Below are 13,405 nucleotides of genomic sequence, written 5' to 3'. Positions count from 1 at the left end.
GGCTGGCGGGTACTCAAGGCGCCGGACGCTTGCGTCGTGCGCGCCAGGCCGCGGGGGCGGCACCGAATTGGGCCGCGAACCAGCGCGTGAAGGAACTGGGGGCACAGTAGCCCAGCAGTTCGGAGACGCGTGCCAGGTTGTACTGGGGGTTGTCCATGTAGCGCTGCGCCAGCTCGCACCGCACCTCGTTGAGGAGCTCGGTGAAGCTCGCGCCCGCCTCGTCGAGTTGGCGCTGCAGCGTGCGCACGCTCAGTCCCAAGCCTTGGGCAACATAGTCGCTGGTGGCGCGGCCCGACGGCAACATGAGGTAAATCGCCTTGCGCACCTCCAGCACGACAGACGGCTCGTTGACGCTCGGCTGGGATTCAACGAAGCGCTGCGCGTAGCGCGCCATGGCTGGGTCGGCCGAGGGGTTGGGGGCGTCCAGATTGGCGGCCGCGAGCACGATGCCGTTGAATTCGCTGCCAAATTCGAGCCGGCAGGTAAACAGGCGCCGGTGCAGGCTCAGTTCCGGCGGCGCGTCGTGGCTGAAGTTGACGCTGTAGGGCCGCCAGCGTGGCCCCAGCAGCGCCGCGCACATGCGAAACAGCACGCCGATGGCGAGTTCAATGGACTGCCGGGCCGGGGCTTCGGACACGATTTCCTCGCGCACGATGACCATCTTGCCAGCGTCCTCAATCTGCATCGCCAACGACTCGTTGAGCAGGTGGCGGTACTGCATGGTGGTGGTCAACACATCGCGCAGCGTGGCCTGGTGGCTGATCAGCAGGCTCACGACGCCGAAGTTCGACAGCTGACGCGACTCCGCCATGCGCAGGCCAAAGGTCAGGCAGCCCGAGGACCGGGCTGCATCTTCGAGTAGCGCCACCGCTGCTTCGACCGGGATGCGCTGTTCGGGGTTTTCCAGCAGCGCACGGCTCAGACCTGCCCGGCGCAGCGTGTCTTGCGGGTTGTACCCGAGGTCGCGGGCCACCTCGAAAAAATTGGTGAGCGCCGCAGCGCGAACCAGTGTAGTCATGAGCTTAAAGGTATCGAGACGACCGGCATTCTGGCATGAAATGCGAAGTGCGTGGCGCAAGTTGCGAAGCGCGCAGGCCGCGCAATCTCTACAGTTCACTTTATTCCATTAACACAAATAAAGGAGACGCAACATGGTCAAAGCCGTACGCTTTTATGAAGCGGGCGCCTCTGAGGTCCTGCGCTACGAGGATGTCGAAGTGGGCGAGCCGGGGCCGGGTCAAGTCCGGCTACGCCACGTCGCCGTAGGTCTGAATTACGCCGATACCTATTTCCGCAATGGCACCTACCCGATTCCCCTGCCCAATGGGATGGGGGTCGAAGCCTCGGGTGTCGTGCAAGCAGTGGGCCCGGGCGTGACGAACGTCGTGGCCGGCGACCGGGTCACCTACACAGGCTTCATCAACACCCTGGGGGCCTACAGCACGGAGCGCCTGATTCCGGCCGAGCCGCTGATCAAGCTGCCCGAGGCGATCGCCTTCGAGACCGCTGCCGCTATGACCATGCGCGGCCTGACCTCGGCCTACCTGATGCGCCGAATCTACCCTTTCAAGGCGGGCGACACCGTGCTGCTGCACGCCGCCGCCGGTGGCGTGGGCCTGATCGTCTCGCAGTGGGCCAAATTGCTCGGGCTGATGGTGATCGGCACGGTGTCGACCGATGCCAAGGCCGAAGTGGCGCGCGCCCACGGCTGTGATCACACCATCAACTACAGCCATGAGGACGTGGCCAAACGCGTGCGCGAACTCACCAATGGCGTGGGCGTGTCCGTGGTCTTCGACAGCGTAGGCAAAACCACCTTCATGTCCTCGCTGGACTCGCTCAAGCGGCGCGGCCTGTTGGTGTGCGTGGGCACGGCCTCCGGCGCGATCCCGCCATTCGATCCACAAATTCTGGCCAGGAAGGGCTCGCTGTACGTGACCCGCCCGGCCCTGGCCGACTACATCGCCGACCCGGCCGAGAAGGCGGAGCTGGCCGACGAAGTGTTCGGCCACGTAGCAGCAGGGCGCATCCGCATCGAGATCAACCAGCGCTACGCGCTGCAGGACGCCGTGCAGGCCCACCGCGATCTGGAGTCCCGCAAGACCATAGGCTCTTCGATTTTTGTGATCTGAAACCCCAATAGGAGACAAATCATGCGCATTGAACCTCTGACCTGTGCGATTGGCGCCGAACTGATCGACGTCAACCTCGCCGACGCGGCCAAAGACGACGCCTTGTTCGCCGAGATCCGTGCCGCACTGCTGAAGCACCGTGTGCTGTTTCTGCGTGATCAAGACATTTCACGCGCCGATCACGTGGCGTTTGCCCGCCGCTTCGGTGAGCTCGAAGACCACCCGGTTGTGGGCAGCGACCCCGATAACCCTGGCCTGGTACGCATCTACAAGTCGCCGGACCAGCCAAACGATCGGTACGAGAACTCGTGGCACAGCGATGCCACTTGGCGCGAAGCGCCTCAGTTCGGCGCGGTGCTGCGTTGTGTGGAATGCCCACCCGTAGGCGGCGACACCATGTGGGCCAATATGGTTCTGGCCTATGAGAAGCTGCCAGAGACTGTCAAGCAGCAGATTGAGGGCCTGCGCGCGCGTCACAGCATTGAGGCCAGCTTTGGCGCGGCCATGCCGATTGAGAAGCGCCTGGCGCTGAAAGCACAGTTTCCGGACGCCGAGCACCCCGTGGTTCGTACCCACCCAGAAACCGGTGAGAAGGTTCTGTTTGTCAATGGCTTCACTACCCACTTCACCAACTACCACACGCCTGCGCGCGTGCGTTATGGCCAGGACCACACACAGGGCAGTGCGGCCCTGCTTCAGTATCTGCTCAGCCAGGCCATGATCCCCGAATACCAGGTGCGCTGGCGCTGGAAACCCAACAGTGTGGCGATTTGGGACAACCGCTCTACCCAGCATTACGCAGTGATGGACTATCCGCCATGCCACCGCAAGATGGAGCGTGCCGGCATCGTCGGAGACAAGCCCTACTAAACACCGGGTTCACCAACGCCTTTTCTCAGACTTTTTTCTTACCCCGAACCTGCCTTTGGAGACATGACATGAACTTTCTCGACGGTCACCTTTTCCCTGAAAACCAGCAACCCTTGATCATCACGGCCGCGCCCTACGCACCGTCGTGGATGCCCTCGGACTTTCCCGAGGAGATCGCGGTCACGATGGAGGACCAAATCCAGAAGGCGGTGGACTGTTACAACGCCGGCGCCACCGTGCTGCACCTGCACGTGCGCGAGCTCGACGGCAGGGGCAGCAAGCGCCTGTCCAAGTTCAACGAGCTGATCGCCGGTGTGCGCAACGCGGTGCCCGAGATGATCATCCAGGTGGGCGGCTCCATCAGCTTCGCGCCCGAGACCGATGGTGCCGCGGCCAAATGGCTCTCCGACGACACGCGCCACATGCTGGCCGAGCTCGACCCCAAGCCCGACCAAGTCACGGTGACAGTCAACACGTCACAAATGAATGTCCTTGAACAGTTTGACATGCGGGACATCAAGGGTACTTCGATGGAAGACCCGGCGGTCTTCAATGCCTACAAGGAAATGACGGTGCCGGCGCAGCCGGGTTGGGTCGAGGAGCACGTCCGCCGCCTGACCAAGGCCGGCATCCAGAGCGCCTTCCAGTGCTACAACATCAACAGCTTCGAGTCGGTGGAGCGCCTGATGCGCCGCGGCGTCTACAAGGGCCCGCTGGTGATGAACTGGGTGGCCATCGGTGGCGGCATGGACGCGGCCAACCTCTACAACATGGCCAACATCGTGCGCGCCGTGCCTGACGGCGCGGTGCTGACGGTGGAAGCCTCGGTACTCAACGTGCTGCCAGTGAACACGATGGGCATCGCCTTGGGCCTGCACGTGCGCACCGGCACGGAGGACAACCTCTGGAACCAGTCGCGCACGGCCAAGATCGGCACAGCCAAGCAGATCGAGCAGCTGGTGCGCATCTCGCGCGAGCTCAGCCGCCCGATCGCGACTGCCCAACAGGCGCGCGAGATCAGCAAGATCGGCGTGTTCTACGACACCGTGGAAGAAAGCCTGCTGGCCAACGGCTTTGCACCCAACCGCAACGGCGGCCAGCAAGGCTTCCTGCGCAAGGCGGCCTGAACACGCGATGCAGCAGGCCATGCCTCCTCAACCCGGTATCCGGTTTTGCTGTGTGGCCCATGGCCTAGGCCTTGATACAACGGTTGGCCACCGAGTAAGTTCCCCGCCTCGGCCGTGGGCGATATGCGTCAGGACGGTGGCCGGTATTTCATAAATATTAGGAGACAAGCATGAACGTGGCGCCCGATGGCCCCGAAATGAGTTTCAGCCAAACGGCTATTCCGCTCAAATCCGACACGCCGATTTGCGATGAGCTTCGTATCTCCGAGAAGTGGAATGCCGACTGGGATGGTTTCACCGAACTTGACCCGATCTGGACTGAGAAATTCATGGCGATGGCCATGCACCCGATGGCCAAAGGTCTGATCGAACCCAAGGTGTGGGAGTTCATCGCCATTGCAGTGGATGCCTCGTGCACTCACATGTACGCGCCAGGCACCCGGCGCCACATACGTCGAGCGCTGGAATTGGGCGCTACGAAGGAGGAGATCACTGCCGTACTCCAGGGGGTGAGTGTGCTTGGCCTTCACGCGAACAGCATGGCAGCGCCGATGCTCATCGAGGAGATCGCCAAGCTCGACGCAACCGGGAATACTGCCGCGCTTGCGTAGGTCCCGGGCATACATCTACCTGATCTACCGTAAGAAACTTGCCATACCTGGCATCCTGCGGCAGCCCTTCATAAAACGACCTTCAGGCCTGCAAGCAGCTGCCGTCACCCTGAAAAGAGACTCAAGCCGCGCGCCGGCGAGCCAGCCTGTTCAGCAATCAAGTCCGTGTCCACAGACTTGATGACTGAAGGTTGAATCAATTCAAAAAAATTAGGAGACAAGCATGAACGTGATACCCGACGGCCCCGAGGCCGGCAACAACGACTACCTGATCAGCAAGCGGCAAGCCTGGTTTGCCTTTGCCATGACCTTCGGGCTCATGCTGTTCGATTACATCGACCGGCAGGTCATCGTCTCGCTATTTCCCCACATCAAGAGCGAATGGAACCTGAGTGACAAACAACTGGGTTCCCTGGTTTCCATCATTTCCATCGTGGTGGCAGTGGGCACACTACCACTATCGCTGCTGGCAGACCGCGTGAGCCGTGTGAAGAGCATCGTTGTGATGGCCGGCATATGGAGCGTGGCCTCTATTTCCTGCATGTTCACGGCCAATTTCGGCCAACTGTTTGTGGCGCGTGCGGTGGTGGGGGCGGGTGAAGCCGGCTACGGCTCCGCAGGGGCAGCCCTTATCGCGACACTGTATCCCAAGCGTTTGCGCAGTGCCGTGCTCGGCGCCTTCCTCGCTGCAGGATCGCTGGGCTCGGTACTGGGCGTGGTGCTGGGGGGCGTAATCGCGGCCCACTGGGGCTGGAAGGCCGCCTTCGGCGTGGTCGGTGTGCCGGGACTTGTACTGGCCGTGCTTTATCTATTCGTGCGCGACTACAAGACTGCGGCACTGACGCCAAAACAGGGCCAGGTAGCCCAGTCTCTGGGGGGAACTCTCAAGCATATCTTTGGCACGATGGCGCGCGCGCGCACGCTCTTGTGGGTCTGTGTCGGAGGGGCGTTGCAATTGATTACGTTGTCGGCCGTCTGGGCGTGGCTGCCCAGCTACCTGAACCGTTTCCACAGCATGACTCCGGAGGCTGCAGGCAAGCAAACGGCAGTGGTGATCTTGGCCGGAGCCTTTGGTTGCGTGTTCTGGGGGTTTGTGGTGGACCGCCTGGCACTTCGCAAGCCGCGCAACAAGCTACCCTTGCTGTCCGTGCTGTGCGTGCTCACCTCGGTGATCTTCATGGTGGCGTTTGGCGGTACCTACACGGGCGATGCACAGTTCACGCTGATCGTTCTCGGGGGCTTCTTCCTGACCTGCACCCCGGGTGTGGGTGCCGGTATCGTCATTGATGTCGTTCACCCGGGTGTGCGCTCGACCGGTGCGGCCGTCCTTACCCTGTTTCAGAACCTGTTTGGCCTGGCCGTGGGCCCGTTCCTGGCGGGTGTCCTGTCCGACCAATGGGGTTTGCGGCAGGCACTGGCAGTCACTTCGCTGTTCAGCACACTGGCCGCGGTGGTTTATGTCATCGCAATGTGCAGTTATGACGCGGATGTGGCGCAGATCTCCGATGTGAAGCTGGATGTGGCGCCACCCTTGACCGGAAACCTGAGCGCGAGCACCGCAGTCTGAGAGCGAATTGCCGTGCACGCTCCATGTTGATCTTGACGTTTACCTGGACTTGATCTGCTCTGCTCTGAATGCCTGATCGGCAATCAACGCCTGACGGCAAACGCATTTGCGCGAGTACAAGTACCTGCCGGACGACCAACCGGTAACGGTCCACAGGGCCATTGCCGTAATTCGAGGCAGAGGCTTAGTCAGGACTGATCTTGAGTTGCAGCTTCCTTATGATGGCTCGATTGTTGGCCATGGTCGCGGCCAGTATCTGCCGAAGCTGATCCATTGAGGCATCTTGCGGTAGATCGAAGCCCTGCGCGGCCAGCGCTTCGCGGAATTTGGCTGCATGTACAACCTTCGCCATTTCGCTCCGGATTCGATCGGCAAGCGGTTTGGGCGTGCTGCTCAGCATAAAGACGCCAACGCTCGCGTGAGGAAGGACAAAATCAGGCAACCCCAATTCGCCGAAACCGGGAACCTTGGGAAGGTACTGGGAGCGTGTCGACGACGCTATTGCAAGCGCCTTCAGCTTGCCACTCTTGACAAGTGGGGCGACGTTGCTGACAACATCAAAGGTCAGTTGCACCTGGTTTCCCATCAAGTCGACCAGTGCAGGAGCTGAACCCTTGTACGGAACGACCAGGATGTCATTGCCGCTCTTTGCCCTGAGCATCTCGCCGAGAAGATCCGAGCGGTTGCCGACACTGGAATTCGCTATGCTGACCGAGTGGGGATGACTCTTGGCGTAATCCAGTAAGTCTTTGACATTGTTGGGCGGAAAGTTTGCATTGGCCACCAGCACATGGAATATGCTGGTGATTTCTGCTACATAGGTGAACGTCTTGAGCGGGTCGTAAGGTGTCTTGACGGTGAGTGGTATATCGGTCAGAACACTTGATGGCCCCACCATCAAGGTGTACCCATCAGTAGGCGCGCTCATCATGGCCCGTTCGGCGATGACGGCCGAACCGCCTGGCTTGTTGTCCACCACCACGGGCTGACCAAGACTGGCCCGTAGCTGCTCAGCGAGCAGGCGTGCCGCCGCGTCGGAAATGCCGCCAGGAGGTGCAGGGACGATCAACCGAATGGGTTTATCCGGCCATTGCTGCGCCAGCGCAGGCGATACCGCCGTTAGCCAGGAAAGCGCAGCTATCGCGAAGACTCGCAGTTTCAATGAATTTAATACCATGAAAGTTCACCTTTGAAAGCGGAATCCTCAAATAACGAATATGGATGATCCGGTTGTCTTCCGGCCTTCAAGATCACGATGCGCCTGCACCGCATCCTCCAGGGCATACCGCTGGTTGATCTCGATGCGGATGCGCCCTGCCGCCACATGGCCGAACAGCTCCCCGACCAGTTCCGCCTTCTCGGCCGGATCCGCGATGTAGTCGGCCAAACCTGGACGGGTGATGTATGCGGAGCCTTTGCGGGCCAGGATGGCAGGGTCGAACGGGGGGATTTTTCCGGAAGCGGTTCCCACGCACACCAGCAAACCGCGGCGCTTGAGCGAGTCCAGCGACGCCATGAATGTGTCTTTGCCCACGCTGTCAAAAACCACGGAGACGCCCACGCCGTTGGTGATCTCGCGCACGCGCTTGGCAACGTCTTCGTGGCTGTAATAGATGATGTGCTCGCAACCATGGGCGCGTGCCACTTCGGCCTTGGCCTCGGTAGAAACGGTTCCAATCACATGGAGGCCCAGAAGTTTGGCCCACTGGGACACGATCAGGCCCACGCCACCGGCGGCAGCATGCAGCAGTATGGTTTCACCGCCCTGGAACGGGAAAATCCTGCGGCACAGGTAGGAAGCAGACAAACCGCGCATGGTCATTGCAGCCGCGGTCTCGCAGCTGATGCCCTCGGGCAGCTTGATCAGCGGTGCGGCAGAGATCAGCCGCTGCGTGCTGTAGGCGCCCAGCGTGTTGGTAAAGCCCGTGTAGGTCACACGGTCACCGACCACAAAATCGGTCACGCCGGCACCGACGGCCTCGACCACTCCGGCCGCCTCGTTGCCGATGCCGCTGGGCAGCGGAACTGGGTAGATGCCGCTGCGAAAATAAGTATCGGCAAAGTTCAGGCCCACCGCCACGTGGCGCAGGCGAACCTCTCCCGGCCCCGGTTCACCAACGTCTGCATCCTCAAACCGCAGTACGTCGGGAGCGCCCGTTTCGTAGAATTTAACGATCCTTGCCATTTTTTGTATCCTGTTGTGGTTGTATCAACGCGGCGGCGTTAGTCCGGCTTGCGCAGGAAGCCCTGGTTGCCCCCGTTGCGATTGGGCGCGAAGCCATTTTCCTGAAGCGTCTGGTCTGCCGTTTCGTAGAAGACACCAATCTTCAGAATCTCGCGAGCCTGCTGTCCTGTCGCAATCGGGCGACCAAATTCGCCGGCGATACGCACCAACTGCTTGATCTGCTCGACGGAGTTGGCCTTGCCCGAGCGGTCCTGCTTCCAGAGCACATCCTCAATGCCGCAGCGCACATGCAGGCCCAGAGCCATGCCGATCATGTTGATGGGCAGCACATTGAGCACCGAGCTCTCCACCGTGATCACCGAGCCATCGGGCGCAGCACGCAGGAAGTTGGCCAGGTTGTAGATGTTCGCCTGGTCCATGCCGCCGCTGATGGCCACCCAATTCATCACCAGCGGGCCCTTGTAGACGCCGCGGCGAATCATCCGCTCAATCGTTTCAAAGCTGTTGATGTTGTAGCACTGGAAGGCGCTCTGGATACCCGCTTTGCTCAGGCGGCGGATGTGCTCCTCGGCCCAGCTGGGGTTCGAGGGCACGATCATGTCCTTGTAGGTGGAGTAGAGGTGAGGGAAGCCGCGCGAAACGCCCTTGAAGTCATCGATGCCCGCATGCTCGGTCACGTTCATCTGGGTCGTGTTGACGGTCACCGTCACCTGGTCGGGCTTCGGAGTGAGTTCGGCCAGCATGTGGCGCGTGTCGTCGGAGAGCCACTTGGCTGCAGCACCATCGTCCTCGGGTGCGAAGCTGATGGAGCCGCCTACCTGGATAACCATCTCGGGCACCGCCTTGCGCACCCCGGCGATCAGCTCATTGAACATAGACAGGCGCTTGGAGCCCTTGCCATTGGCTTCGCGCACGTGCAGATGCAATACGGTGGCACCGGCTTCATAGCAATCCACCGCCTTCTGGATCTGCTCCTCCATGGTGATCGGGATGTCTTCCGGAAAGTCCGAGGGAATCCAGCCCGGTGCATAGGGGGCGGCGGTAATGATCAGGGGCTGCTGGTTCTCAGGATACAGATGGCCGTCAAGGAAGTTCATGATGAAGGGTCTCCAAGTTGAAATATCAAGTCTGAAGCGACAAGTGAATCATCTGGCCTGGCGTCACTTCCTGCTTGCCATTGCATGCCTCGGACTTGGCTTTTCATGACAGCTATCCGCCACCGCAACTGTCCCGGCGCAAAGGCAGACAGCCCGTCAATTTGAAAAAATGACGGGCTGAGCTTGCCTCTGAATTCCATATCCCATGACCGAGGTCATGGGTTGGCTTGCCTCAAGAAGAAATCCGCTTCGGGAGCAGGGAACTTCGGACCAGGGCGCACCGGCAATGCGAGTCGCACTGCCGGGCGCCTGGCCGCCGCCCGCACGGGGCGCTTGCGCTAAAAAGTCCCGGGATACGCCCCGCCGTCGGCCAGCACATTCTGGCCGGTGATATAGGCGGCATGGGTGCTGCACAAAAAGGCGCAGATGGCACCAAACTCGTCGGGGGTGCCGAAGCGCTGCGCCGGAATGTTTTTGACGCGCGCATGCAGGATGACCTCGATCGGCTGGCCGGTTTGCTCGGAGGTGCGCTGCGCCATGTTCTTGATGCGGTCGGTATCGAAGACGCCGGGCAACAGGTTGTTCAGGGTGACCCCCTGCTTTGCCAGTTTGCTGCGCGCCACGCCCGCCACGAAACCGGTCAGGCCGCTGCGCGCGCCGTTGGACAAACCCAGGATGTCGATCGGCGCTTTCACGGAACTGGAAGTGATGTTGACGATGCGGCCAAAACCGCGCGCCGCCATGCCGTCGACCGTGGCCCGGATCAGCTCGATGGGCGTGAGCATATTGGCGTCCACCGCGCGGATCCAGGCGTCGCGGTCCCAGTCGCGGAAGTCGCCGGGCGGCGGCCCGCCGGCGTTGGTGACCACGATGTCGAAGTCCCGGCCCGGCCCGCCCGGTGCGGCAAACACCGCGGCGCGGCCCTCGGGGGTGGTGATGTCTGCAGCAACAAACAGCACGCTAGCCTTTGTGGAACCTGCACAGTCAGCTATCAATTTGCTAGCAGCCGCCTGCAGCGTCTCGGCGCCGCGTGCGTTGATCACGACGTTCACGCCCTCGCGCACCAGCGCCTGCGCGCAGCCCAGCCCCAAGCCCTTGCTGGCACCGCAGACCAGCGCCCATTTGCCCGAAATACCCAGATCCATTTTTTGAACTCCTTGAGCTGACGGTCTCCGTCAGTCCCTGTATTTTGATACCAGAAAGACGCCGCCCATGACCAGCGCGGTGCCCACGACGATCCACGCGTTGAACGGCTCGCCCAGAATCAGCACACCCATCAGGATGGTCGACATCGGTCCCACCATGCCGGCCTGCGCCGCCAGCGCCGCGCCAATGCGCTCCACCGCCATCATGACCAGCAACACCGGCACGGCGGTGCACAGCGTGGCATTCAGGAGGGAGAGCCAGATGACCTGGGGCGCCACCAGCGCGGCGCTCAGGGGGCGCAGCAGCAAAAATTGCAGGATGCAGCACAGGCACGCCACCATGGTCGCCAGCCCCACCAGGCGCGAGGCGCCGATACGCCGCACCAGCTCGCCGCTGTACACCAGGTACACCGCGTAGCTGACGGCACTGGCAAACACCAGCAAGGCGCCCAGCATCACGTCCTCGCCCTGCAGCTTGATCTCGTGACTGAACACCACCAGCACCCCGCAATAGCTGATGGCCATGGCCACGACCTGGAGCGGCACCACCCGCTTGCGGTAGAACAGCCAGCCCAGCACCAGCACCAGCGTCGGGTTGAGGTACAGGATGAGCCGCTCCAGCGATGCCGTGACGTACTGCAGGCCGGCAAAGTCCAGAAAGCTGGCCAGGTAGTAGCCGCTCACGCCGAGCCCGAGCACGCCCAGCCAGTCGCGGCGCGTGAGCGCGGCCGCCGTGCCGCCCGTGCGGCGATAGGTGGCCCACCACGCCATCACGGCAAAGATCGGCAGCGCGAACAGCATGCGGTACATGATGAGCGTGACGGCATCCACGCCGTAGCGGTACGCCAGCTTGACGATGATCGCCTTGCCGCTGAAGGCAATCGCGCCCAGGGTCGCGAGCAGCAAGCCGGACGCTACGCTTTTCGTAGCTACCGGTCCATGTACCTTCAGGTCTACCGGCCTTTTTTGTTCTGAAACGAGGCTCAAGATGCAGCCTCAGAAGCCGGCGGCCTGGCCGTCGCGCCGGGCATCGCTGGCGGCCATGTAGCCTTCGACCCTGGGGTCGCCCATGCGCCAGATGAACTGGCCAGCGCCGAAGTCCTGGTACGGGTCGTCGATGACCGCGACGCGATGGCCACGATGCTGCAGGCCCTGCACGGTGACCGGGTCCATGCTGGCCTCGACGCGGAGATTAAGGCCCGCGTAGCAGCGCCAGCGCGGCGCGTCGCAGGCGGCTTGCGGACTCTGGCCGTAGTCGAGCATGCGCACCAGCGTCTGCAGATGGCCCTGCGGCTGCATGCCGGCGCCCATCACGCCGAAGCTCATGAGCGGATGGCCGTCCTTCGTCAAAAACGCGGGGATGATGGTGTGGAACGGCCGCTTGCCCGGCGCCACCGCGTTCGGGCTGGCCACGTCCAGGCTGAAGTCGTGGCCCCGGTTTTGCAGGCTCACGCCAAATTCGGGCTCGACGCAGCCCGAGCCGAAACCCATGTAGTTGCTCTGGATGAAGCTGACCATCATGCCGTTCTCATCCGCCGCCGTGAGGTAGATGGTGCCGCCGCGGGCCGGGTTGCCGGCGCCGAAGTCCTGCGCTTTTTTCATGTCGATGAGTTTGGCACGCGAGGCCAGGTAGCCGTCATCGAGCATTTGCGCGGCCGTCACCTCCATTGACGATGGCTCGGCCACGTAACGGTAGACATCGGCAAAGGCCAGCTTCATGGCCTCGATCTGCACATGCTGCGAGTCGACGCCGTCCACCGGCAGGCCCGCCACATCGAACTGCCCCAGCATGCCGAGCGCCATCAGCGCGGCAATGCCCTGCCCGTTGGGCGGGATCTCGTGCAGGGTGTGGCCGCGGTAATTCCGGGCGATCGTCTGCACCCACTCGGGGCGGTGCGCGGCCAGATCGCGCAGCGTCAGGCTGCCCCCGTGCTGCTGCGAGAAACGTACGATCGCTTCGGCAATCTCACCTTGGTAGAACGCTTCACCTTTCGTAGCCGCAATGGACCGCAGGGCGCGCGCCGCAGCCTTGAATTGAAACAATTCACCGACGTTCGGGGCCCGGCCCCACGGCAAAAAGGCCTGTGCAAAACCGGGCAGCGACTGCAGCTCGGCCACCGCGGCCGCCCACTTTCGCTGCACCACCGGCGGCACCAGATAGCCGCGCTCGGCGATCTCGATGGCGGGCTGCAGCAGGTCGGCAAACGGCAGCTTGCCAAAGCGCTCGCTCAGGGCCACCCAGCTGCCAACCGCACCGGGCACCGTGACGGCATCGAAGCCGCGCTTGGGCGGCCTCGCCGCGTCGGCACCGTATCTGGCGCGGAAGTACTCGCGCGTCCAGGCCTGCGGCGCGCGCCCCGAGGCGTTCAGCCCGTGCAGCGCCTGGCCGTCCCACAAGATGCAGAACGCGTCGCCGCCCAGCCCATTGCTGACCGGCTCGCAGATCGTCATGGCGGCGGCCGCCGCAACTGCCGCATCGACCGCGTTGCCGCCCTCCAGCAGCATACGCAGCCCGGCCTGCGCGGCCAGCGGGTGCGAGGTGGAGACCAGGTTGCGGGCGAACACCGGGATGCGCGTCGACGGGTAGGGGTTTCTGTGATTGAGGTTCATGCTCTCGCTCTCGTTTCGGTGCGGCGCCCGCTATTGTCCGGCACAACGAAAACGGCACCCG

Annotated in this window: 12 protein-coding genes; 5 read left to right on the top strand and 7 right to left on the bottom strand. The window is 62.4% G+C overall.

The features are described 5' to 3' along the window. Positions 1-13: 13 nt before the first annotated feature. Entirely contained in the window at positions 14-1,018 is a 1,005-nt protein-coding gene (locus B0E49_RS02160) for an AraC family transcriptional regulator (RefSeq protein WP_077560325.1), read from the bottom strand. 133 nt (positions 1,019-1,151) lie between these two features. Here B0E49_RS02160 and B0E49_RS02155 point away from each other — a divergent pair, with 133 nt between their 5' ends. The 5 genes from B0E49_RS02155 to B0E49_RS02135 all read left to right on the top strand — a co-directional run bounded on the left by B0E49_RS02155 (position 1,152) and on the right by B0E49_RS02135 (position 6,307). Then, entirely contained in the window at positions 1,152-2,132 is a 981-nt protein-coding gene (locus tag B0E49_RS02155; RefSeq protein WP_077560324.1) for a quinone oxidoreductase family protein, read from the top strand. 21 nt (positions 2,133-2,153) lie between these two features. Next, positions 2,154-3,002, top strand: a complete 849-nt coding sequence (locus B0E49_RS02150) for a TauD/TfdA dioxygenase family protein (protein WP_077560323.1) — start codon at positions 2,154-2,156, stop codon at positions 3,000-3,002. 68 nt (positions 3,003-3,070) lie between these two features. Beyond that, positions 3,071-4,129, top strand: a complete 1,059-nt coding sequence (locus B0E49_RS02145; RefSeq protein WP_077560322.1) for a beta-keto acid cleavage family enzyme — start codon at positions 3,071-3,073, stop codon at positions 4,127-4,129. Between the two features lie 197 nt (positions 4,130-4,326). Continuing rightward, positions 4,327-4,740: a carboxymuconolactone decarboxylase family protein gene (locus B0E49_RS02140; protein WP_077560595.1), complete on the top strand. Its 414-nt coding sequence runs from the start codon at positions 4,327-4,329 to the stop codon at positions 4,738-4,740. 223 nt (positions 4,741-4,963) lie between these two features. Further along, a complete protein-coding gene (locus B0E49_RS02135) occupies positions 4,964-6,307 on the top strand; it encodes an MFS transporter (RefSeq protein ID WP_077560321.1) in 1,344 nt (447 codons plus the stop codon). Positions 6,308-6,491: 184 nt separating this feature from the next. Here the strand turns inward: B0E49_RS02135 and B0E49_RS02130 are convergent, their stop codons facing one another. The 6 genes from B0E49_RS02130 to B0E49_RS02105 form a co-directional block, all read right to left on the bottom strand. After that, a complete protein-coding gene (locus B0E49_RS02130; protein ID WP_077560320.1) occupies positions 6,492-7,484 on the bottom strand; it encodes a Bug family tripartite tricarboxylate transporter substrate binding protein in 993 nt (330 codons plus the stop codon). A 27-nt stretch (positions 7,485-7,511) separates the two neighbouring features. Then, complete coding sequence (locus tag B0E49_RS02125) at positions 7,512-8,492, bottom strand: quinone oxidoreductase family protein (RefSeq protein WP_077560319.1); 981 nt, start codon at positions 8,490-8,492, stop codon at positions 7,512-7,514. Positions 8,493-8,530: 38 nt separating this feature from the next. Further along, a complete protein-coding gene (locus B0E49_RS02120) occupies positions 8,531-9,589 on the bottom strand; it encodes a beta-keto acid cleavage family enzyme (RefSeq protein ID WP_077560318.1) in 1,059 nt (352 codons plus the stop codon). A gap of 338 nt (positions 9,590-9,927) precedes the next feature. Then, positions 9,928-10,734: an SDR family oxidoreductase gene (locus B0E49_RS02115; protein ID WP_077560317.1), complete on the bottom strand. Its 807-nt coding sequence runs from the start codon at positions 10,732-10,734 to the stop codon at positions 9,928-9,930. Between the two features lie 30 nt (positions 10,735-10,764). Then, complete coding sequence (locus tag B0E49_RS02110) at positions 10,765-11,721, bottom strand: DMT family transporter (RefSeq protein WP_077560316.1); 957 nt, start codon at positions 11,719-11,721, stop codon at positions 10,765-10,767. 9 nt (positions 11,722-11,730) lie between these two features. Then, entirely contained in the window at positions 11,731-13,344 is a 1,614-nt protein-coding gene (locus B0E49_RS02105; protein WP_077560315.1) for a gamma-glutamyltransferase family protein, read from the bottom strand. Positions 13,345-13,405 lie beyond the last annotated feature (61 nt).

The sequence above is a fragment of the Polaromonas sp. C04 genome (genome assembly GCF_002002705.1).
Lineage (GTDB): Bacteria > Pseudomonadota > Gammaproteobacteria > Burkholderiales > Burkholderiaceae_C > Rhodoferax_A.
The sequence above is the reverse complement of the archived record's forward strand: the minus strand, read 5'-3'. Positions and strand labels throughout refer to the sequence as shown.

Bases quoted from the DNA above. Each gene is read 5' to 3' on its own strand.
- B0E49_RS02160 (WP_077560325.1), bottom strand. From the start codon at position 1,018: ATGACTACACTGGTTCGCGCTGCGGCGCTCACCAATTTTTTCGAGGTG.
- B0E49_RS02155 (WP_077560324.1), top strand. From the start codon at position 1,152: ATGGTCAAAGCCGTACGCTTTTATGAAGCGGGCGCCTCTGAGGTCCTG.
- B0E49_RS02150 (WP_077560323.1), top strand. From the start codon at position 2,154: ATGCGCATTGAACCTCTGACCTGTGCGATTGGCGCCGAACTGATCGAC.
- B0E49_RS02145 (WP_077560322.1), top strand. From the start codon at position 3,071: ATGAACTTTCTCGACGGTCACCTTTTCCCTGAAAACCAGCAACCCTTG.
- B0E49_RS02140 (WP_077560595.1), top strand. From the start codon at position 4,327: ATGAGTTTCAGCCAAACGGCTATTCCGCTCAAATCCGACACGCCGATT.
- B0E49_RS02135 (WP_077560321.1), top strand. From the start codon at position 4,964: ATGAACGTGATACCCGACGGCCCCGAGGCCGGCAACAACGACTACCTG.
- B0E49_RS02130 (WP_077560320.1), bottom strand. From the start codon at position 7,484: ATGGTATTAAATTCATTGAAACTGCGAGTCTTCGCGATAGCTGCGCTT.
- B0E49_RS02125 (WP_077560319.1), bottom strand. From the start codon at position 8,492: ATGGCAAGGATCGTTAAATTCTACGAAACGGGCGCTCCCGACGTACTG.
- B0E49_RS02120 (WP_077560318.1), bottom strand. From the start codon at position 9,589: ATGAACTTCCTTGACGGCCATCTGTATCCTGAGAACCAGCAGCCCCTG.
- B0E49_RS02115 (WP_077560317.1), bottom strand. From the start codon at position 10,734: ATGGATCTGGGTATTTCGGGCAAATGGGCGCTGGTCTGCGGTGCCAGC.
- B0E49_RS02105 (WP_077560315.1), bottom strand. From the start codon at position 13,344: ATGAACCTCAATCACAGAAACCCCTACCCGTCGACGCGCATCCCGGTG.